21 protein-coding genes and 1 pseudogene are annotated in these 21,802 nt (G+C 38.0%); 7 read left to right on the plus strand and 15 right to left on the minus strand.

Translation table 11 applies throughout. From position 1 onward, the window contains the following. Nucleotides 1-158 precede the first annotated feature (158 nt). Nucleotides 159-2,297 (plus strand): S9 family peptidase, encoded by a 2,139-nt coding sequence (locus ACR1PO_RS14255; RefSeq protein WP_433987183.1) that lies wholly within the window; start codon nt 159-161, stop codon nt 2,295-2,297. Nucleotides 2,298-2,516: 219 nt separating this feature from the next. Then, the gene (locus ACR1PO_RS14260; RefSeq protein WP_433987184.1) at nt 2,517-3,542 is read left to right on the plus strand and encodes an LLM class flavin-dependent oxidoreductase; all 1,026 of its coding nucleotides are present in this window, start codon (nt 2,517-2,519) and stop codon (nt 3,540-3,542) included. A gap of 77 nt (nt 3,543-3,619) precedes the next feature. Here ACR1PO_RS14260 and ACR1PO_RS14265 read toward each other — a convergent pair whose 3' ends face one another. The 3 genes from ACR1PO_RS14265 to ACR1PO_RS14275 form a co-directional block, all read right to left on the minus strand. Next, nucleotides 3,620-6,655 carry an AAA family ATPase gene (locus tag ACR1PO_RS14265; protein ID WP_433987185.1) on the minus strand — a complete coding sequence of 1,012 codons (3,036 nt, stop codon included), beginning with the start codon at nt 6,653-6,655 and terminating at the stop codon, nt 3,620-3,622. Nucleotides 6,656-6,658: 3 nt separating this feature from the next. Beyond that, nucleotides 6,659-7,864 (minus strand): metallophosphoesterase family protein, encoded by a 1,206-nt coding sequence (locus ACR1PO_RS14270; protein WP_433987186.1) that lies wholly within the window; start codon nt 7,862-7,864, stop codon nt 6,659-6,661. A 147-nt stretch (nt 7,865-8,011) separates the two neighbouring features. Continuing rightward, nucleotides 8,012-8,164, minus strand: coding sequence for a hypothetical protein (locus ACR1PO_RS14275; protein WP_002983641.1), 153 nt, complete (start codon nt 8,162-8,164; stop codon nt 8,012-8,014). Between the two features lie 120 nt (nt 8,165-8,284). Between ACR1PO_RS14275 and ACR1PO_RS14280 the strand changes: the two genes are divergently transcribed. Beyond that, nucleotides 8,285-8,533, plus strand: coding sequence for a VF530 family protein (locus tag ACR1PO_RS14280; RefSeq protein WP_433987187.1), 249 nt, complete (start codon nt 8,285-8,287; stop codon nt 8,531-8,533). A gap of 181 nt (nt 8,534-8,714) precedes the next feature. Continuing rightward, nucleotides 8,715-9,215, plus strand: coding sequence for an FKBP-type peptidyl-prolyl cis-trans isomerase (locus tag ACR1PO_RS14285; protein ID WP_433987188.1), 501 nt, complete (start codon nt 8,715-8,717; stop codon nt 9,213-9,215). 133 nt (nt 9,216-9,348) lie between these two features. On the opposite strand, the gene ACR1PO_RS14290 is transcribed toward ACR1PO_RS14285, so the two are convergent. The 4 genes and pseudogenes from ACR1PO_RS14290 to ACR1PO_RS14305 form a co-directional block, all read right to left on the minus strand. Beyond that, a complete protein-coding gene (locus ACR1PO_RS14290) occupies nt 9,349-9,942 on the minus strand; it encodes a hypothetical protein (RefSeq protein WP_433987189.1) in 594 nt (197 codons plus the stop codon). Between the two features lie 3 nt (nt 9,943-9,945). After that, the gene (locus ACR1PO_RS14295) at nt 9,946-10,020 is read right to left on the minus strand and encodes a hypothetical protein (RefSeq protein ID WP_433987477.1); all 75 of its coding nucleotides are present in this window, start codon (nt 10,018-10,020) and stop codon (nt 9,946-9,948) included. Nucleotides 10,021-10,085: 65 nt separating this feature from the next. Then, a pseudogene (locus ACR1PO_RS14300) lies at nt 10,086-10,322 on the minus strand (YchJ family protein); the annotation flags it as partial. Between the two features lie 230 nt (nt 10,323-10,552). Beyond that, nucleotides 10,553-12,694, minus strand: a complete 2,142-nt coding sequence (locus ACR1PO_RS14305; protein ID WP_433987190.1) for a M3 family metallopeptidase — start codon at nt 12,692-12,694, stop codon at nt 10,553-10,555. A 240-nt stretch (nt 12,695-12,934) separates the two neighbouring features. Here ACR1PO_RS14305 and ACR1PO_RS14310 point away from each other — a divergent pair, with 240 nt between their 5' ends. Next, entirely contained in the window at nt 12,935-13,762 is an 828-nt protein-coding gene (locus ACR1PO_RS14310; protein ID WP_433987191.1) for a GIN domain-containing protein, read from the plus strand. A 1-nt stretch (nt 13,763) separates the two neighbouring features. On the opposite strand, the gene ACR1PO_RS14315 is transcribed toward ACR1PO_RS14310, so the two are convergent. The 5 genes from ACR1PO_RS14315 to ACR1PO_RS14335 form a co-directional block, all read right to left on the minus strand. After that, nucleotides 13,764-15,653 (minus strand): monovalent cation:proton antiporter-2 (CPA2) family protein, encoded by a 1,890-nt coding sequence (locus tag ACR1PO_RS14315; protein ID WP_332388086.1) that lies wholly within the window; start codon nt 15,651-15,653, stop codon nt 13,764-13,766. Nucleotides 15,654-15,656: 3 nt separating this feature from the next. Further along, complete coding sequence (locus ACR1PO_RS14320) at nt 15,657-16,178, minus strand: NAD(P)H-dependent oxidoreductase (protein WP_002983625.1); 522 nt, start codon at nt 16,176-16,178, stop codon at nt 15,657-15,659. Between the two features lie 199 nt (nt 16,179-16,377). Further along, a complete protein-coding gene (locus tag ACR1PO_RS14325; protein WP_332388084.1) occupies nt 16,378-17,190 on the minus strand; it encodes a TPM domain-containing protein in 813 nt (270 codons plus the stop codon). After that, nucleotides 17,171-17,599, minus strand: a complete 429-nt coding sequence (locus ACR1PO_RS14330; RefSeq protein WP_433987192.1) for a TPM domain-containing protein — start codon at nt 17,597-17,599, stop codon at nt 17,171-17,173. Before ACR1PO_RS14330 ends, ACR1PO_RS14325 begins: the two co-directional genes overlap by 20 nt. 2 nt (nt 17,600-17,601) lie before the next feature. Beyond that, nucleotides 17,602-18,207: a LemA family protein gene (locus ACR1PO_RS14335; protein ID WP_002983620.1), complete on the minus strand. Its 606-nt coding sequence runs from the start codon at nt 18,205-18,207 to the stop codon at nt 17,602-17,604. Nucleotides 18,208-18,280: 73 nt separating this feature from the next. On the opposite strand from ACR1PO_RS14335, the gene ACR1PO_RS14340 reads away from it, so the two are divergent. Continuing rightward, the gene (locus ACR1PO_RS14340) at nt 18,281-18,775 is read left to right on the plus strand and encodes a dihydrofolate reductase (RefSeq protein ID WP_332388082.1); all 495 of its coding nucleotides are present in this window, start codon (nt 18,281-18,283) and stop codon (nt 18,773-18,775) included. Between the two features lie 75 nt (nt 18,776-18,850). Beyond that, on the plus strand, nt 18,851-19,420 hold the full coding sequence (locus ACR1PO_RS14345; protein WP_002983617.1) for a hypothetical protein: 570 nt from the start codon (nt 18,851-18,853) through the stop codon (nt 19,418-19,420). 61 nt (nt 19,421-19,481) lie between these two features. On the opposite strand, the gene ACR1PO_RS14350 is transcribed toward ACR1PO_RS14345, so the two are convergent. From ACR1PO_RS14350 to ACR1PO_RS14360, 3 genes are all read right to left on the minus strand, one after another. Then, nucleotides 19,482-20,114, minus strand: coding sequence for a trimeric intracellular cation channel family protein (locus ACR1PO_RS14350; RefSeq protein ID WP_433987193.1), 633 nt, complete (start codon nt 20,112-20,114; stop codon nt 19,482-19,484). Between the two features lie 110 nt (nt 20,115-20,224). Further along, complete coding sequence (gene coaD / locus ACR1PO_RS14355; RefSeq protein ID WP_002983612.1) at nt 20,225-20,689, minus strand: pantetheine-phosphate adenylyltransferase; 465 nt, start codon at nt 20,687-20,689, stop codon at nt 20,225-20,227. 84 nt (nt 20,690-20,773) lie between these two features. Further along, nucleotides 20,774-21,760, minus strand: coding sequence for a D-alanine--D-alanine ligase (locus ACR1PO_RS14360; RefSeq protein WP_433987194.1), 987 nt, complete (start codon nt 21,758-21,760; stop codon nt 20,774-20,776). Between the last annotated feature and the right edge of the window lie 42 nt (nt 21,761-21,802).

A 21,802-nucleotide genomic window follows, 5' to 3' on the forward strand; every position in this document is an offset into this window, starting at 1 on the left:
ATTCACAATTGCTTATTTAATCCCTTTTAAAAAAATCTACTATTAAGTTAAGAAATAATTTCTTTCGATGCATGAATTCCATTTTATGAATGTTTTAATTTAACGTTTCTTAACGAATGGTTTTTATTTCTTATTTTTGGAGGATTCAATTTTATACAATGAAATTACATAAATTTTCTTTATTGATGCTGGTTTTAGGCAGTTCAGCATTTGCCCAGACCCAGAAGTTTACCATGGCGGAGGCTGTAAACGGGATGAGAACCAATCTTGCGGTAAAAAATATCTCCCAGTTTTCATGGGCTGCAGACGGAAAGTCTTACATACAGGCTGTGAAAGGCGGTTATCTGATTACAAATCTGAAAACCAATAAACAGGATACCCTTATGTCGTTGAGCCAGCTTAACAAAAATCTTTCTAATGATAAGCTTAAAGCTGTTCCTCCTATCAAATTTACAGGGAATTCCAATGGTTATTTTACTGTCGGTGGTAAAATGTCATGGATCGAAAAATCCGGAAATGACTGGAAAGTAAAGAGTACAGCTGTCATTGATCAGGATGCAGCCAACGTAAAAATGTTTGGTGATAACCAGACCTTTGCTTTCACTGTAAAGAATAATTTATTTATAAACAAGAATGGAAAAACGATTGCTGTAACTAATGAAACCAACGAAAATATCATCAGCGGCCAGGCAGTTCACAGAAATGAATTCGGAATTGATACAGGAATTTTCCCTGCGCCCAATTCTGAGAGTGTAGCATTCTATAAGATGGATCAGAGCATGGTAGCAGATTACCCGATCATCGATTGGTCTGTAACTCCTGCTGTTAATCACAACATCAAATATCCGATGGCTGGGCAGACTTCTCATCAGGTAACATTAGGTGTTTTCAATATTAAAACACAATCTACTACTTTTTTAAAAATTGAAGGGGAAAAAGATCAGTACCTGACAGCCGTTACCTGGAGTCCGGATTCAAAATACATTTTTGTAGGAGTTCTGAACAGAGGTCAGAACCATATGAAAATGAACCAGTATGACGCTGTTACGGGAGAATTGGTAAAAACGCTGTTTGAAGAAACAGACAGCAAATATGTAGAACCACAGCATCCGCTTACTTTCTTCCCGAACTCCAACACAGATTTTATCTGGCAGAGCCAGAGAACAGGATATAATCATCTGTTCCACTACAGTCTTGAAAAAGGATTGGTAGCACAAATTACAAAAGGAGACTGGCTGGTAACAGATATTTTAGGGTTCAATGAAAAGAAAAAGGAAATTTATTTTACCTCTACAAAAGAGACTCCTTTGGAAAGACATTTATACAGAATCAACTGGACAAATTTTAAGATGCAGAGACTGGACAGTGCAGAAGGGATGCATACCGGAACTCTGAGCAGTGACGGGAACTACCTGTATGATGCTTACAGCAATGCCAATTCACCCAGAGTTGCCAATATTATCAATACATCCAATTTAAAGACTACCAACATCCTTACTTCTGAAAATCCATTAAAGAATTATCAGAGACCGGAAATCAAAAATGTAGAATTAAAGGCAGACGACGGGACTCTTTTGTATGGAAAAATCATTCTTCCGACAAACTTTGACCCCAATAAAAAATATCCGGCTATTGTTTATCTGTACAACGGACCACATTTACAGCTGATCACAAACAGCTTCCCGGCTTCAGGAAACCTTTGGTATGAATATATGGCTCAGAACGGATACATTATCTTTACAATGGACGGAAGAGGTTCTTCCAACCGTGGAATGAAGTTTGAGCAGGCTGTATTCAGAAACCTGGGAACTACAGAAATGAATGACCAGATGAAAGGAGTAGAGTACTTAAAATCCCTTCCTTATGTAGATGGAGACAGAATGGGAATCCATGGGTGGAGCTTCGGAGGATTTATGACGACAAGTTTCATGCTTCGCAAGCCGGATGTATTTAAAGTAGGAGTAGCAGGAGGACCGGTAATCGACTGGAGCATGTACGAGATCATGTATGGGGAAAGATATATGGATACCCCGCAGGAAAATCCTCAGGGATATGCTGCAGCAAATCTTCTGGATAAAGTTCAGAACCTGAAAGGAAAATTACTGATGATCCATGGAGCGCAGGATGATGTGGTAGTATGGCAGCATTCTATCAAATTCATCAAGTCTGCTGTTGATAACGGAGTTCAGCTGGATTATTTTACCTATCCGGGGCATCCGCATAATGTAATCGGGAAAGACAGGGTTCACCTGATGCAGAAAATCACAGATTATTTTGATTTATATCTGAAAAAATAATAAAAAAGTCCAGCCGGAACGGCTGGACTTTTTTGATTTTCCCTTAATATTATTGTATAGACTGATTGAGATTGCTTCGCTTTGCTCGCAATGACACTCTCGTGTTATTAGTGATACATTAGTGCAATTAGTGTTTAAAGAAATCAGCTTCCGATCTTAACAAACATCAATGTTTTTGGTTTTCCATAGTGGTAACTTTGTATCACTAAAATCAACAATATGGAATTAGGAATAGGAATGTTCGGTGATCTGGCTTTTGATCAGTCAACCGGAAAATATAGAGATGCAGGAACTAAGATCCGTGAAATACTGGATCAGGTAAAATTAATGGATGAGATGGGAATTGATGTTTTCGCAATGGGAGAGCATCACCGTCCGGATTATGCTGTTTCCTCACCGGAAATAGTGTTGGCAGCAGCAGCAAGTATTACCAAAAATATAAAACTGGCCAGCGGGGTTACTGTTTTAAGTTCTTCGGAGCCGGTAAAAGTATATGAAGATTTTTCAACACTGGATCTTATTTCAGATGGAAGAGCTGAGATATTCGTGGGACGTGGAAGTTTCATTGAATCATTTCCGCTATATGGTTATTCATTGAATGACTATGAACAGTTATTTGATGAAAAACTGGAATTGTTACTGAAAATCAATTCCGAAGAAAACGTAAGCTGGTCCGGAAAACTTCGTGCCCCGATGCAGAATCAAACGGTATATCCAAGAGCAAAAAATGACGGAAAACTTTCCATCTGGAGAGCCGTTGGAGGAACTCCGCAGTCTGTTTTGAGTGCTGCACAGTTGGGAATGCCGTTAGTGGTAGCCATTATTGGAGGAATGCCTGTCCAATTCAGGAATCTGATCGAGTTTTATAAGCAGGAATATCAAAAAGCGGGACATGATGTTTCGAAAATGCAGATCGCCATTCACTCCCATACCTTTGTGAGTGATGATCAGAAAGTAGTGGATGGATATTTCCATAATTATAAATCCCAGATGGATAGAATAGGTGCTTCCAGAGGATGGGCTCCTTACACAAAAGCACAGTATGAAAGCGGAAGAAGTAAAGACGGTGCATTATTTATCGGAAGTCCGGCTGAGGTAGCAGATAAAATTGCTTATATGAAAGAAATTTTCGGAATTACAAGATTTATCGGGCATATGGATGTGGGAGATCCTGCCCATGATGTGATGATGAAGTCTATAGAATTGTTTGGAAATGAAGTGAAGCCTGTTATAAAAGGACTGTAACAGGGAAGTTTGTGAGGTGTGAAAGCCACAAAAGATTTGTTTCTTTTGTGGCTTTTTGTTATTGACAATATTTTGAACTAAATAATTTCAATAATACTTCCTCTTTCCTCATCCTTGATAATATTGAGAGCTGTTGGAATCTTTTCTTTCAGTTCTTCAACGTGCGAAATAATACCTACAATCCTGTTTTCTTTCATCAGATTGGTAAGCGTTTCAAATACGATATTCACAGATTCCGTATCCTGGGTTCCAAAACCTTCATCAATAAAAAAGAAGTTTTTATCTGCCTGCGCGTTGGCCTGAACACTTTCTGCCAGTGCCAGTGCCAGGCTTAAGGAAACCTGAAAAGCTTGTCCTCCGGAAAGTGTTTTTACACTTCTGCTTTTTCCTTCATTGAGGTAATCAATAATCTCGAAATCATTATTTTCATTAAGCTGCAGGCTCAGCTGATTTCTTGTCATCCTATGGAAACGTACATTGGCGTGGTCACAAAGCTGCCTCAGGTAAATGGATGAGACATATTGTACAAAACCTGCACCTTTAAACAGGTTCATCATAACCTTTAAATTTTCAGAACGTTTCTGAAGCTTTATAAGTGCCTTCAGCAGTTCTTCTTTTTTTACGAATTCTTTTTCCAGACGCTCTATTTCAGCCGTTTTTGTTACCACAGCATCACTGATCTGTTTTTGCTCGTCCTGTGCCTGGGTAAGCTGCTGTTCGACCAGGGAAAAACGGTTGTTATCAAATGAAAGTCCTTTCAGTTTCACTTCCAGTTCTCCGATGAACTTTTTTAAAGCTTCAAATTCAATTCTGAAATTCTGAACTTTAGTTCTCACAACCTGAATATCAATTTCCTGATGAAGAATAGTTTCAACCTCTTTAAAATCGGTGAAATTTTGATCTGTTAAGGCTTTGGCTATAACCGATTCATTTGCGGAAATCTCTTTCTCAAGTTCTGCGATCTGTTTTTCAGATTGGCTGACAATGGTTTTTTGTTCTGCCAGCTTTGGAGAAATAATCTTTTCCTGCTCTAATGCTTTGTTATAATTTTCTTCGGTTTCTTTGTTGGACAGAACCAGCTTTTGATAAGCATCTTCTATTTCTGTGATTGTTTTTTGAGCATACAGATTCCAGTCCAGGATTTTAAGTCCGGAACGGCTGATATTGATCTGTTCCTGTTTTGAAACTTCTTCCAGCCTGAAGGCCTCCAATGCACTCTTATATTTCTCCAGAGTTTTGTTTTCTTTTTCCAGCGTTTCTCTTTCCAGTGCTATATTTCGCTCAGCTTCTTCAATCTTTTTTTCTAAAGTGAATGAGTCTGAACGTTTTTTCTCAAAATCCTCTTCCTGATCATGAGAAAATGGCTTCCATGTAAAACTCAGGATATGATTCTCTATATCTTTCTGAATCCGGAGCACCGTTTTTTGCTCAGAAATAAGCTGTTCTTCAAAGATTTTTTTGCGGTCCAGAATTTTATCAATTTCAGATTCCTGCTTCTGAACGGCAGTCACTTCCTGCTCAACAGATGTAATTTTCTCCTGGATCTCCTGTAATTCAGTATTTACATCATGAAATTCCACAATGTGCGGGTGCTCTTTGGAGCCACAGAGAGGGCAGTTTTCGCCGTCGTGAAGTTCATTGGCAAAACGGGAAAGCTCTTTTTGTATTTTGAGATGATCCAGCTTTTTAGAAAGCTCTCTTCTTTTTATTTCTAGAGTTTCTTTCCTGATTCTGAAATCGTCTTTGTAATTCTCATGATATCCAAAAGGTTTTAGTTCTTCTGCAATTTCTGCAATCTGTTTTTGCTGCTGTTCAATTTTTTCGGTCTGTTCCTGCTGTATTTTTTTAAAATTCTTTTGTTGGATAAACCAGTTGCCTACTTCAGAAAGCAAGGCGGAATCAAGTTTTTGTTCTTTTAAAGTTTTAATCTGTGCAGAAAGTTCATCAATGGTCTTTTGAATTTTCTCCTTATTAAGATCTACTTCTTTTACCTTTTCAGAGCCTTTCCGGGTTCTTTCATTTAAAACCTTGATTTCTTCAGAAAATTTCAGGATCTGAACGATGAGGTTCATATCATTTTCCTGAATTTTTGATTGCTCCAATGCCTTAAACTGTGGTTCCAGAGCAGCGAGCTGTTTCTTTATAATAGTAAAAGCCTTTTCAGTTTCCTGCCAGGTTTTGATCTGCTGTTCTTTCTCGTTCCTCTTATCTGCAATTTCTTTGGAAAGCTTATTTTTCTCAATAATCAGCGGATTGAAGAGTCTGAAAATATGGTCATATAACTCTGCCTGAGCTTCCAGAGCATCTATTTGAGGCTTTGCTTCAGAGAGTTTACTGAATTTTTCCTTATTCAGCTGCAAACTTTCAAAATCACTTTTCAGGTTTTTCAGCTGTTGATAGATCTGGGAGATCTTTTCCAGTTTCTTATTGGCTTCCGAAAGTTTTTTCTGTTCCTCTGCAAGCTCCTCTTTCTGAATTTTGATTTTCTCTTCATTGATATCTTCAAAGCCTTTTAATTGCCCTTCAAGGTGATCCAGTTCAGATCTGTTTTTTACATTAAGGAGAGAAACATTGTTCTGAAGATCAAATTTCTGAAGGTTAAAAATTTCCTTCATCATATTCGTTCTTTCTGCAGCACCCAGCTCAAGGAATTCTTTGAACTGTCCCTGCGGAATAATAATGGTTCTTTTAAAGTTGGAATAGCTTAACCCAATAATAGATTCTGCATTTGAGTGCTCCAGAGGAATCCATTTACCATTGATGTTTTCATAAAAAGTGACAGTATTAGGTTTTACCTCTTCGAATTTTTTGGAATTTCTCTTAAAATCACGGGTTGCACGGAAGAGTTTATTCTCATAATTCACAAAATCAAATTCTATGTAAGAACTGTTTGATTTCAGATTCATCATGTTATAAGCCCTTTTATCACGCATATTCAGACGCTCTGTTTCGCCGTACAAAGCAAACGAAACCGCTTCAAGAACCGAAGATTTTCCGGAACCCACCGCGCCGAAAATCCCAAACAATCCTGCTTCAGTAAGATTTCTGAAATCAATAGTCTGGCGTTCCCGGTAAGAATAAAGTCCTTCGATAGTTAATTGAACAGGAATCATGGCTTATGCATTTAAAATTTCGTTAAACAAATTCATCAGTTCTTCATTGGCTTCCTGGCCGCCGTTTTTTGATTTAAAATAATCTTTGAACAGCAGCTCAATATTTTGATTTAAATTGATTTCATGAGCTTGTTCTTCAGTAAATTCTTTATTTTTTACTTTTGGAATAAGGTGAACAATTCCGTTATGAGACTGATAAATCAATCTTCTTTCATCAGCCGTTAAAAAAGTCTCACTTTCCAGTGTAAGTTCTATAAATGTATTGGGATTTTCACCCAGCCACTGAACCGTATCTTCTACAGACGTGAAAGTTTTTCTGACAAGGACCCTTCCGTTTTTTAAAGTCTTTTTTTCATAGGTAACCGATTTTCCCGGTTCCGCATCAATGATAGAGACATATTTTGTATGCCCGGCTTCACTGAAACTGTAGCATAGAGGAGAAGACGAATAGATAGCAGGCTTTTCCTTCGTACCGATATTCTGAAAACCATGCAGGTGGCCCAATGCCGTATATTGAATCTGCTCAGGAATGCAGTCAGAGAAAATGAGATCTGCATTACCGATCTTAATTGGTTTTTCTCCTTCCGGTTCTTCTAAAACTTCCGCACCCCGTTTATTCATATACAAATGAGCGGTCAGAAGATTAACCCCGGAATCATCACAAAGCTGATCTGCAAGATCTTTCCATTTTTGAGAAAGCACTTTGTTGATCTCCTCTTCTTTATTTTCACCAAAATATTCTTTTAAACGGATTTCATTGGCAAAAGGAGTATGAAGGATTCTTACAGGGAAATCTATTCCGTGAATTTTCAGTTCTATAAAACCTTCTTTTGAGTTGGTTATGTTGAAATATTCTGTTCCGAAAGGAATAATTTCTGTCTTGGGATGGCCAATTAAAATAATTCCGCATTCCCGCGCCAGAGGATCAGGAGCATTGATTAAACTTGGAGAATCATGATTGCCGGAAATCGCAATCACCGGACGTTTCCCATTCAGAGATAAACGCTTCAGTGTTTTATAAAAAAGTTCAACTGCCTCTACACCTGGATTAAAATTATCAAAAAGATCACCGGCAATTAAAACTAAATCAACGTTTTGCTCATCAGCAATCTGAACAATTTCATTCATGACCAGAACCTGTTCTTCCAGTCTTGAAAAACGGTCGAGGCGTTTACCCAAATGCCAGTCGGCAGTGTGGAGAATTTTCATAATTTAAATTTGAGCATTAAAAAAGAATATATGCTGCATAATTTTCAACCTGCTTCGTAAAGAATTATTTTGCAGCTACTACCATGTAAAGATAGAGAATACTTAATTTTAAAAGTAAGGTTTCCCTTAATTCGGATTAAAACAATTTTATGGCTTATTATCAGCTTCTCTTGCTTTGAAATCTTCCCGGATCTGTTTTAACCTTGCCTTTCTTTCTGCTTCTGCATTTTGTATTTTGCGTTTCTTCTGATCAATTTTCTTTTTATTTTTTTTCCTGTTTGCTTCGTTGTTTTTGCTCATGTTTGGTAACAGATAATTTTACTGGTGAGAAATAGCTTCTTCAAAAATAAGAAACAAAAAGGGAAGAAGTATTGTGGATTTCCATATAAACATATAATAAATTAATTTTGTAGAAAAAAGATGGAACAACAGTCCAAAGACCCTTTACACGGAAAAAGGCTGGATGCTATCCTTGAGGAACTGGTAGAATATTATGAAGGTTTCGAAAGGCTTGGCGAACAGATCAATATAAAATGTTTTACAGATAATCCAAGTATCAGCTCTTCTCTGAAGTTTTTACGGAAAACCCCCTGGGCAAGAACAAAGGTGGAAAGCTTATATCTTTTTATGCTGAGACAGAAAAAAAGAGAGGAAAATAGAAAAAAATAAAGCCGAGGAGTGCTGAATTTATTATGGAACTAATATAAAGTAAAAAGAATCATGTATTTTTTCTTTATGCCTTTCATAGCTTCCTTCTTCGATCCCCTATCTTCCATATTCATTGAATCATTTCAAAAACAGTATATTTGTATCATTAATCGTGAGACAAAATCACGAAAAAAAGAAAAATATGACAATTGAAAACAATCACGTTGTAGCTGTAAAGTATATACTTCACACTATCGAACCAGATGGAAGTAAGATTCTTGTAGAAGAGACAACAACAGAAAATCCGCTTACATTTTTGTATGGTGTGGGAATGATGATTCCAAAATTTGAACAAAATATCTTAGGTTTAAAAGCTGGCGACAAAGCTGCTTTTGTGATTCAGCCTGAAGAAGCTTACGGTGAAAGACAGCCAGATGCTATTGCACAATTACCAGTGGAGATGTTTAAAGAATCAGGACTTCCGCCAGTAGGAGCTATTTTGCCTTTATCTGATAACCAGGGAAACAACTTCCAGGCATTTGTAGTAGAAATTACTCCAGAAGTTGTGGTAGCAGATCTTAACCACCCAATGGCAGGTAAAGTTTTAGACTTCCAGGTAGAAGTTTTAAATACCCGTCCGGCAACAGAAGAAGAGTTGACACACGGTCACGCTCACGGAATTGACGGAACTGATGCTCACTAAAAAATAAAAATGTCCGATTTTGTCGGACATTTTTATTTACAGAGTACATATTGATTATCATACATCCGGTTCTTTTGAATGGATGGTGCATCTGTGCTTTAACGGCTGGATTCTATATTATTCCCGGAAATCACTACTCTGCATTATATTCCGTCACATCAATAAACGTCAGAAACCACTTTGCTCCAATTTTAGTCATAATAAACCGGAAGCCATTTATGGGAGCTTTTTCTTTACTATTCTCGGCTAGTGTTACAAAAACTACATTTTTAGCATCCGAATTGATCCTGAAAATATCCTGATCTTTTACGGAAGACGGCTCCTGAAAATGATCTGCATAATCATTCACTACATTGGAATTAAACTGAACAGCTAATCCCTCTTTTTTCCATTTTTTATTTTGAGTATCATATTCTAAAGATGCATCAAACTGTATAGGAAATTGGTTTCTGATATTCCATGCCTTTTGAAGATAACCTAGCGGCATACTGAAATCAACATCTTCGTTTAAAACAAATCCCAGCTCATCATTACTTTTAAAAAGGATTCCCACACCATAAGTTTTGTCTGTATATTTGTTGATAAGTTCTCCGTTTTTAGTCTGAAACCCTTTTAAAATATCAGTAACAGCAGCAGTTATCTGGCTTCTGTCATCAGCAGTCTGGGCATTAAAAAAGCTGAAGCTGCAAAACAGAAGCAGCAACGTGTACATAAAACTCTTCTTCATATATTAATCTAAAAATTCTCCTGAAACATAATACCAGCGCTCATGCATTTTCTGAAAGACGGAAAACTCGTGATGAATCTGCGGATGGCCTCCTGATCTGTATAATAAGCTTTAAATTCCACATGGTTAAGAGCAGGAGTTCTTATGATCTCCAGTTTTGTCCATTGGTTAATTTCTCCCCATTCCTGAAGATCTTTCTTATTGTGATACTTTCTTTTTCCCGGAAGGGTAGTCTCCAACAGATATTCACCATTCGGAATGGCAAAAGCGGAGAATCTTGAACGCATCAGAGCTTCAGCCGTAGGAGCATGTTTTTCCCCGGTATGATAAGGTTTGCAGCATTCTTCGTAGGATTTTCCTGAACAGCACGGACAGTCCATTATATTGTATTTAAAATTGAAATGCAAAAATAATGAATCCTGACCGTTTAATACAGCTCATATTTTGATTAACGTTTAAAATATGATATACTTCCGGATTTTAAGATGACGCATTTTGAATTCAATAGGAACGGGCTTTAGCCCGTTAAAAAATAGAAAACAAAATTCTTCATCGCTTTAGCCGAAACATAAAAAAAGAAGCACTCTAATGAAAGAATGCTTCGCTTGATTTATTTAATAAACCCTCTGTTTCTCAATAAAGGTTTGATATCCGGATCGTGCCCTGTAAAGTCCCTGAATGCCTGATTCAGATCCACAGAATTTCCTACCGAAAGAATATATTTTCTGAAACGGTCGCCGTTTTCTCTGGTTAATCCGCCATTTTTGCTGATCCATTCCCATGCATCATTATCCAGTGTTTCAGACCATAAGTAAGCATAATATCCCGCTGAATATCCACCTCCCCAGATGTGGGCGAAATAAGGTGTGTGGTATCTTGGAGGTACAGTTGCTAAATTGAATCCATGATTGGCTAAAGATTGCTTTTCAAAATCAAGAACAGGAATAAACTGGCTTTCATTGCTTACTGTATGCCAATCCATATCAAGTTCAGCAGCAGAAACCAGTTCAGTAGTCATATATCCCTGATTGAATGTAGCTGCCTTTTTGATTTTTTCTACCAAAGCCTGTGGAATAGGCTGTTTTGTTTCATAATGAACGGCATAGTTTTTCAGAACAACAGGATCTAACGCCCAGTGCTCATTGATCTGGGACGGGAATTCCACGAAATCCCTTGGTACATTCGTTCCTGAAAGGGAAGGATATTTCTGGCTGGCAAACATTCCGTGAATAGAATGCCCAAATTCATGGAAGATGGTTGAAACATCATCATAGCTGATTAATGAAGGTTTCCCCGGAGCCGGCTTCTGATAATTGTAACAGTTAACAATTACAGGTTTTGTTCCCAGTAAATAAGACTGTTCAACAAAATTGCTCATCCATGCACCTCCGTTCTTAGAATCTCTGGTATAGAAATCCAGGTAGTAGATTGCGATAGATTTTCCATCATGATCGAAAACCTCATACGTTACTACATCCGGATGGTAAACCGGAAGATCAGTTCTCTTTTTGAAAGTCAGTCCGTAGAATTTTTCGGCGGCGAAGAAAACTCCTTTTTCAAGAACGGTTGTGATCTCAAAATAAGGTTTTATTTCACTTTCGTCAAGATCAAACTTTGCTTTTCTTACCTGTTCAGCATAAAAATTCCAGTCCCATGGCTCTACTTTGAAGCCGCCTTTTTGCTGGTCGATAAGATCCTGAATATCTTTTGCTTCACGTCTGGCTGTTTCCACGGCCGGGGTAGCAATCTGGTTCATCAGCTTAGTTGCTGCTTCAGGAGTTTTTGCCATCTGGTCCTGAAGTTTCCACTCTGCAAAATTTTTCTTTCCGAGAATCTGAGCTTTTTTCAGTCTCAGTTTAGCGAGTTGTTCAATAGTTGCTCTTGTATCATTAGCATCTCCTTTTTCAGCTCTTGTCCATGAAGCTTTGAACAGTTTTTCTCTGGTAGCCCTGTTTTTTAAGTTTTGTAAAAGAGGTTGCTGTGTTGTATTTTGTAAAGCCAGAAGATATTTTCCCGGCTGTCCTGCCGTTTTGGCATCAGCTGCTGCAGCTGCAATTTCATCAGCCGAAAGTCCGTCAAGTTCTTTTGCATCTGAGAAGAATACCCCTCCCTGTTTTCTTGCTTCCAGTAATTTGTTGGCATATTGGGTAGAAAGAGAAGCCAGTTCCTGATTAATTTGCTTTAATTTTTCTTTATCAGCCGCAGAAAGATTGGCACCTGCAATTTCAAAGTTTTGCTTATAAAACTGTACCAGTCTCTTACTTTCAGCATCAAGGCCGTCTTCTTTAATGGATTGTATTCTTTTGTAAAGATTTTCATTCAGGTACATTTTATCAGAATGTGCTGCAAAGATAGGAGCATATTCTTCATCCAAAGCCTGCAAAGTAGGGTTCGTATTGGCACTGGTAAGATTAGAGAAAACAATTTGTGCTCTTCTCAATATTTCACCGCTTTTTTCCAATGCTACGATAGTATTTTCAAAAGTAGGAGCCGCCGGATTGTTGGCAATTTTGATGATTTCAGCTTCATGTTGCTTTAAACCAAAGTCAAAAGCAGGTTTGAAGTGTTCATTTTTGATTTTGTCAAACTCCGGGGCTTCATACTGAAGCTTGCTTTTCTTCATAAAAGGATTCGAAGATAAAGAGGGATCAGGGGCAGGAAGCTCCTGTTGAATATCGGTCTGTTTCATTGTAGTACAAGATTGATTGAACGCCAAGGCAGAAATTAATAATACCGATGAAATATTCTTCATAAATATAATTGTTATTAAACCATAAAGATATTAAAAACTTTATATATTGGAGATGTATTTATTGAAGCTGGTTTAGAATGTTTTTTATACTGCATAATTCAGGAAATGTGCAAAAAAATTCTTTTAAAAGGGAATTGATAAACCATTGCAGTATTTTTAATGGTAATGTAATATTTTTTATAAATTAGTTGTTATTTAAGTATAAAGAAATTAAACAAATAATTGACAAAAGAAATAAGCATGAAAACAGGGACTTTATTTATTTTTTCAGCCTTAGTGGCATTGACTTCATGTAATGATAAACATGAGAACAGAAACAGAGACAGGGAAGGTGACAGGGGTAATTGGGTAGAAAAAGTGGTAAGCAAAGAAACCGGCCCGATCCGGCATAAAGAAGTTACAGGAGAGTTTGATGAAATTCAGGTTTCACAGGCAATTGAAGCTGAGGTTATAAAATCTGAAACAGAAAAAGTAGAAATTTCGGCACCTCAAAGTATCATTGATGAAATTCTTATAGATAATGATGGCGGAAAACTGCACATCCATTATAAACCTGGGATCAGAGTGATGAACATCAGCAAAGTGACCGCAAAAATTTATGCTAAGGATTTTAAAAAGCTTTTGGCAGATTCAGCCGCGAGAATTATTGTAAAAAATAAATTTACCCAGGAAAAAACTGATATCGAAGCTTCAAGTGCAGGAAGTATTTCCGGTGATCTGGAGGCTAACGATATGGACATCAATGTAAGCAGCAGCAGCAGCTTCGATGGTAAAATATGGGCCGTGAACCTTGATGTTGAATCTTCCTCAGGATCTACTCTTGATCTTTCAGGAAAAGCAAAAAAAGCAGATATCAGCGCCTCTTCAGGCAGCAGTGTTTCAGCCAAAGGAGTGATTGCTGATGATGTAGAAGCAGATGCATCCAGTGGAGCGAGTGTTCACATCAGTGCTGTTTCCAGTGTGAAAGCAGGTGCTTCATCGGGCGGTAGTGTGGATATCTCGAAAAAAGGAGAGCTTAAGAGTGTGAGCAAGGAGGAAAGCAGCGGGGGAAGCGTAAACATCCAATAAATTAATCCTGGGATTCTTCCTCATCTTCTTCATCAGCGGATGAGGATCCCTCCCAGTTTTTATTATCAAAGTTAAGATTATCGTAAGCTAACAATTCCTCCTCACGCTGGAGGATTTCTTTTGTGGTAAAGAGGGTAATATCGTCATCGTTTTCCTTCATTTTGGCCAGTTTCCGGATTGAGGCTTTATCAATAGCCATAAACCTTTGCCCCAGACGTCTTGCAGCATATTTTCTCATCCCTGTTTCATGAAGAACATCCACAGCCATATCAACTGCTGTTCCTAAGGTTTCACGGTATATATGATTGACCCCGTTATTAAGATAGTCATAAGCATCAATTCTGTTTTTAGCCCTTACAAAAATTTTCACATCAGGATAATGTTCACGCACAAGTTCTGCAATAAACTTATTATCATCCGGATCATCCAGGCATAAGACAAGAATCTCAGCATCTTCAATTCCTGCTGCCCTTAAAATAGGAATTCTGGTAGCATCACCATAGTAGACCTTAAAGCCGTAGCTTCTGAGCAGTTTTACACGATCAGAATCCCGGTCCAGAACTGTTGCCGGTATTTTATTGGCTTTTAAAAGGCGTCCTACGGTACTTCCGAAATGACCAAAACCTACAATAATAATTTTCTTTTGGGTAACTTCACTTCCAAGGATATTAAAATCATGCTCTTCTTCCGGAATTTCTTTAATGAATTTCGGAGTAATAAATTTATCATTGATAATAAGCAGGATAGGGGTGATACACATGGTAATTGCTGTAACAGCCATCATTTGTGCATTCATCTCGGGACCCAGCAGATAAAGATCCGATGCATAATTGAGCAGTACAAAAGCAAATTCTCCAACCTGGGAAAGCGCAAATGCATAAAAAAGACTCTGAGGAGTATCTATCCTGAAAAATTTTCCGATGGTGTATAAAACGATAAATTTTACAACCAGTACAGCAAAAACAGTACTGAATATAAACAGCGGATCTTTCTGAATAATGTTAAAATTAATGGTAGATCCTACACTGACAAAAAATACAGCCAGTAAAAGCCCTTTGAACGGATCAATCTGTGCTTCCAGCTCATGACGGAATTCACTGTTGGCAAGCATCACCCCGGCAAGGAAAGCCCCCAGAGCAGGTGAAAGGCCGATAACAACCATCAGCTCTGAAACCCCGATAACGAGGAATAGAGAAGAAGCGGTCAGCAGCTCTGTCATACCCGATTTTGAAACATAACGAAGGAAGGGAACAAAAACATATCTTCCTAATAAAATAAGCAAGGCAACACCAAAAATTACCGTTCCTGCCTGAAGCCATTCCGGCAGTTTCTGTATCAGAATCTGGATTTCATTATCATGATGCTTGGCCTTGTAATTGGCTATAATAGGAAGTATTGCCAGGATAGGAATCACCGAAATGTCCTGAAAAAGGAGCGTAGAGAATGAGGCTTCTCCGGCTGTGGTCTTGAGGTTGTTTTTTTCCTGTAAGGTCTGCAGAACAATTGCCGTGGAAGATAGAGCAAAACACATAGCGATGGCAACCGCTTTGTCTATTCTCCATCCTGCAATGATGAATACAAGAAATAGTAGTGCAATCGTAAGTGCCATCTGGGAAAGTCCCAGCCCCATTATTTTCTTCCTCATTTCCCAGAATTTCCGGGGTTCCAGCTCTAACCCTACAAGAAACAGCAGCATGATGACACCAAATTCACTGGCATGCATGATATCATCTACATTTTTCCCTGTAAGCCTGAGTACATACGGTCCAATGATAATTCCTCCAAGGATATAACCAATCACAGAACTCAGCCCTAATTTCCTGGCCAATGGAACCATGATAATGGCTACACCCAGAAAAATTAATGTATTCATCGCTAAGCTGGATTCCATATGTTATTGATTAAGGAGTTCTGTAAATTCTTTTTTATGTAAAATAATTTCTTTTTTGGATAATTTATTGGCCTCGTAAACGATTTTAATATGTTTAATATCTGCTTTGAAAACTTTTAAAGAAACAATCAGCCCGCTGATCAGTTCATCTATGGTATATTGGTATGTGCCGGTTTTACTGAAAGATCTCTCTTTGCCTCCGGTAGTGACCAGAATATAAACTTCTTTTCCTTCCAGTGGATTGTATTCGCCCTCTTTAAGCCAGTCTCTGTCGAACACTTCATCAATCCATAATCTGAGGAGAGGCGGCATTCCGAACCATATCAGTGGGAACTGGAAAATAAACCTATCGTAATTTTTGAGACGTTTTCTTTCTCTGAAAGCTGCTATATGAAAGTCAGGATATTCTTCATAAAGATCTCTTAAGGTATAATGCTGGTGGCGAACGTAGAAATTGATGAGCTCTACATTCGAATTGGAGTGCTCCAGATAAGGGTGTGCAAATACTACCAGCGTCTTCTTCATAATCCTGTTTTCAGTAAATATAGTGAAAAAATATTGAATTAAAGATGGTTTTTATGTGATTTTATTAATTTTTTAATATCGAAAAGCTGATTTAATATTAAGAAAAGTTAAAGAATCAATGTTATTTTAGTGTTTTAAATAAAAAAATCAGATCAATGACGATCTGATTTATATAAGTTTTAAAAAAATATTTATTTGTTTACCAGCCTCCGGATGCCCCTCCGCCGCCAAAGCTTCCACCACCGCCGAAGCCTCCGAATCCGCCGCCTCCGCCGGAACTTCCGCCTCCAAAGCCACCTCCTCCGAAGCTGCCAGGGAATGGGAAGAAGCCGCCAGGATAATTTCTGCGTCCTCTTCTGGTGATGATTACATCATCATCGTCATCATTATTTCCACCGCGTCCGCCGCCTCTGTTTCCAAAAAGAATGGCAATAATGATGAAAATAACAAAAGCAATGATCAGAACTTTAAAGGCACTCCCGTTACCGGAAGGAGCCGTTGTCGGCACAGGTTTGAATTTTCCCTGAACGGCTTCCATAATGGCTGAGGTTCCTCCATTGATGCCCTCATACCAAAGTCCTTTCTTAAAATTTGGGGTAACGATGTAATCCAGGATCTGCCCAGCTACTGAAGCGGTAAGATATTGCTCTACAGCACGCCCTTGCTGGATAGACATTGTTCTGTCTTCTGTTGCAATCAGGAAAACCACTCCGTTATCCACATCTTTCTTCCCGATTTTCCATTTCTCACCAAACATGGTTGCCAGAAAGTTGACATCTTCACCTTTGGTAGAGCGGATGATCACTACTTCAATTTCGGTTGAGGTAGAATCTGCAAACCTGATCAGTTTATTATTGAGCGCGTCCTTTTCCTGCTGTGAAAGGAGTCCGGCTTCATCAAAAACAGGATACAGCACTGCAGGTTTTTCGGGAATAGTGTATTGTGCTGATACAAAAGTGTAAAAGCAGAGCAGTAAAAATGAAAATACTATTTTAAGAGAATGTAATTTCATTTGGAAGTTGGTTTGGATTTTCTCCTTCTACAGGAAAATGTTTTTTGAGTTCAAGTCCTGTTTCCAGAATTGCACTTTTCAGTGCCTGATAATAATTTCCTTTGGCAAATTCAGCAGTAATGTAATCGTGAAGATGGTCCCAGTAGCTCTGTTTTACCTTTTCATGAATTCCGGTATCTCCAATGATGGTAAGATATTTCTGTTCAAAATTGACATGGAAAAGAACAGCATTTCTGTCAGCGGTTTTGTCCATACCCAGTTTTTTGAAAACCTCAAAAGCTGTTTTGGCATCACGGTTTTCCGTATTGGAATCAATATGCACCCTGATCTCTCCCGTAGAATGATCTTCCGCAGACTGAATCGCTTCCACAAGGGAAGCGATCTGTTGATTTGTTAGGAAATTACCCATTATTATTTGAATACTTCAGGGGCTTTCTGAGCTCCTGCATCAGCTTTGAAATAAGGTTTTTCTTTAAAGTTGGTGAAATTCGCCAGAATATTATTCGGGAAAGTCTTGATAGACGTGTTGTAATCCTGTGCAGCATCGTTGTAATAAACAGTTTCAGTTCTGATGCTGTTTTCGATAGCAGTGTACTCTCTTTGGAAATTGATATACTGCTGGTCTGCTTTTAAGTTAGGATAAGACTCTACCACAGCCATCAATCTGCTTAATGCTCCGGACAATTCTCCCTGTGCAGCCTGGAATTTTGCCAGATCAGCTTCAGTCATATTCGTAGGGTCAATATTGATAGAAGTAGCTTTGGAACGTGCTTCCACAACCTGTGTTAAAGTTTCCTGCTCAAATTTTGAATACGATTTTACGGTTCTTTCCAGGTTAGGGATAAGGTTGGCTCTCTTCTGATATACCGTTTCTACATTAGACCATTTTGCGTTCACAGTCTGTTCTTTGTTGACAAAGTTGTTATAGCCGCTTTTTCCCCAGAAGAATAGAACAGCAACAATAATAAGGAGGGCGATACCAATGGTTCCTGCACCCAGACATCCTTTATTTTTCATAGTTTATTTTTTTAAATTTTTTGTGCTAACCAAATATACAAATTATGTGCTAATTTTGTAAAAAATTATTTGAATGACAACAATAGTGGTGGCGATGGGAGAGAAAAATGAAATTGGTTTTGAAAACCAGTTGCTTTGGCATCTTCCCAAAGATTTGAAACATTTTAAAGAAATTACTTCAGGGCATCCGGTTATTATGGGAAGAAAAACATACGAAAGTATCGGAAAAGCCCTACCAAACCGTACCAACATTGTTGTGTCAAGAAAGAAAGACTGGTTTGAAGAAGGAATTCTTATTGTAGGAAGCATCAAGGAAGCATTGAAATTTGCAAAGAAGATTGATGAAGAAGTTTTCGTGATCGGAGGTGGAAATATCTATGAGCAGACTATGGATGTGGTAGACAGACTTGAAGTTACCTTAGTGAAAGCAGATCTTGAAGCGGATACATTTTTCCCGGAAATAGATCCGAAAATCTGGAAAAAAACCAATGAAACCTGCCACGAAAAAGACGAAAAGAATGGCTATGATTTCTGTTTCCAGACGTTTGAAAGAATTAAGAGCGAATAGTTATAGGAATTCTAACCTCTAACTTCTAGCTTCTAATCTCTAATTTATTTATCTTTGCACTTCTAAAATTTAATAATGAATAAATACATAAAAATTGCAGTAGCAGCAGTCCTTATTTTGCTGGGACTTTATATGATGTTCTTCACGAGAAATCTTGGGTGGGGGATTGTTGTGTTTCTTTTAGCTGCATTTCCGATCCTGCTATTCTTTAAAAATGAGTATATCCTTTTGGCATTCTGGCAATTAAGAAAACAGAATATGGAGAAAGCCGGAGAATGGTTATCAAAAATTACAGATTATAAAACACAGCTTCATAAGACCCAATACGGATATTTCCACTATTTATCAGGATTGACCCAGGCACAGGATCACCCTGCGAAAGTAGAACCTTTCATGAAAAAAGCATTGGAGTACGGTTTAAACATGAAGCATGACAGAGCAATGGCTACTTTAAATCTTGCTGCAGCCGCTATTTCCAAAGGAAGAAAACAGGAAGGGCAGAAGCTGTTGGAAGAAGCAAAGAGATTAGACAGCGCAGGAATGATGACGGATCAGATCAAAATGATGAAAGAGCAGTTGAAAATGCCGACGATGCAGAAACATATGCATAATCCTCATATGAGAAACAGAGGAAAGTTCTTCTAGTCACTTAAAAATATAAAAGCACCCTGAGAGGTGCTTTTTTTATATCTGTGAAAATTGGATTCTACATTTCCGAACTGTGATCATGACCGTAGAACTTAGGGATCTGCCAATGGTATTTTACAGCAAATGTTCGTATGGCAACAATCAGTAAAATAGTAAAGATCTGTACAAAAGTATAGGAAAACGGCGCATACCTGGTCATCATAAGAAATGCTGCTCCTCCTACAATACATGCCGTAGCGTAAATTTCCTTTCTGAAAATCAATGGAATTCTGTTAAGCAGTATATCCCGGATTATCCCTCCGAAACAGCCGGTTATGGTTCCCAATGCAATACAGATCATGGGATGAATACCTGCATTTAAACCTTTCTGAACTCCGATAATAGTAAATAAGCCAAGACCAAAACTGTCGAAAATAAACAAGGTTACCTTGAAGTTTTTTTCAAGAGATTTGAAAACCATTGAAAAAATACTGGTCACCAGGATCAGGGCACATGTCAGAAGATCATGCATCCAGAATACAGGAATATCAAGAAGCAGGTCTCTTACAGTTCCTCCTCCCACAGAGGTTACAAATGCGATAATAAGTACCCCGAACGGATCCAGCCGTTTCTGCATCGCTGCAAAACTTCCAGACATGGAAAAGGCAATGGTCCCCAGGACTTCTATTGCAAAATTGAACTGTTCGTGCATATATAATTATAAATGATTGTTGATAAATGATAATTGATGAATGATTTCTGCTTAAGCAAATTCTTGGCCATTATATCAATTATCATTTATCGCTCATCAATTATATTTTTTTATCGCTCCACTCTCACGGATTCAGGAACCAGCAGTTCGTATTCTCCTCCATGATTAATAATCTCTCTTACAATACTGCTGCTGATGAAAGATTTTCCTGAAGAAGTCAGTAAGAATACCGTTTCCAGTTTTTTATGGGCCAAAGTCCTGTTGGTATGGGCAATTGCCTTTTCAAACTCGAAATCGGCCGGATTCCTTAGTCCTCTGATGATGTATTGTGCATTTTTTTCAAAGCAGTAATCCACGGTAAGTCCTTCAAAATAATCTACCTCCACATTGGGAAATTCAGCGACTGAATTCTGGATAAATTCCATTCTTTTTTCAAGAGGGAACATATATTTTTTCTGAGAGTTCTGTCCGATAGCGATGATTAATTTATCAAATAGCGGAGCTGCTCTTTCTATAATATCGTAATGTCCTAGTGTAATCGGGTCAAAAGACCCCGGGAAAACAGCAATTTTCATGTTGTACGAGTTATGATTTTGAGTAGTGAATTATTTGTTAAAAGTGTATCAATCTCTAACTTCTAACCTCTAATCTCTAACTTTTTATTGTTTATTAAGTGCTTTTTCAACTTCATTTCCACAAAGATCCATAATGGAAATCCCATAATGTTTGGCCTGCTGAGGGAGAATACTTGCAGGAGAGAACCCAGGGTTGGTGTTCATTTCCAGCATGTAAGGAATACCGTCCATCAGAATATATTCGCTTCTTGAAAAGCCACTCATTCCTAATGAATTGTAAGCTCTTTTTGCAATTTCCTCCACTCTTTTTGTGGTTTCTTCGTCAATTCTTGCCGGTGTAATTTCTTCAGAAGCTCCTTCGTATTTTGCCTCATAATCGAAGAACTCATTGGTGGGAACAATTTCTGTGATTCCTAAAACAATGGTTTCTCCTTTAAAATCAATAACTCCTACAGATACTTCCATTCCGTTTAGGAAACTTTCGATCAGAATTTCATCATCTTCTTTGAAGGCAATTTCAGTAGCAGCAATCAGCTCAGATTTTTCTTTCACTTTTGAAATCCCCAGAGAAGATCCGGATTGGTTAGGTTTTACAAATAAAGGAAGCTTCAGTTCTGATACGATCTCGTCTACATTGATGTCTTCACCTTTTCTTAAATAAATGCTTTTCGCGGAAGGAATCCCATATTTTGAAAGTACAGCCAGTGTATCTTTTTTATTGAATGTAAGAGCGCTCTGGTAAAAGCCGCAGCCAGTATATTTTTGTCCTATTGCATCCCAGTATGCCTGAAGAATTCCGTTTTCTCCCGGTGTTCCGTGGATGATATTGAAGCAGACATCAAATTGTAAGGTCTCTCCATTATCCAAAGTCACAGAAAAGTCACCTCTGTTGATGGCATATTTTTTATCATTTTCTCCTAAAAAATACCATTCATCTTTAAGAACTACTACTTTATATACGTCATAGAGATTTCTGTCCAGAGAATCATAAATCAATTGTCCGCTTTTTAAAGAAACGACATATTCATCAGAATAGCCTCCCATTACTACGGCAACACTTTTTTTATTCATAACCATATAGTATCAATTAAGGCAAATTTAATCATTTTATAT

The organism is Chryseobacterium amylolyticum, assembly GCF_051011775.1.
Classification (GTDB): Bacteria; Bacteroidota; Bacteroidia; order Flavobacteriales; family Weeksellaceae; genus Chryseobacterium.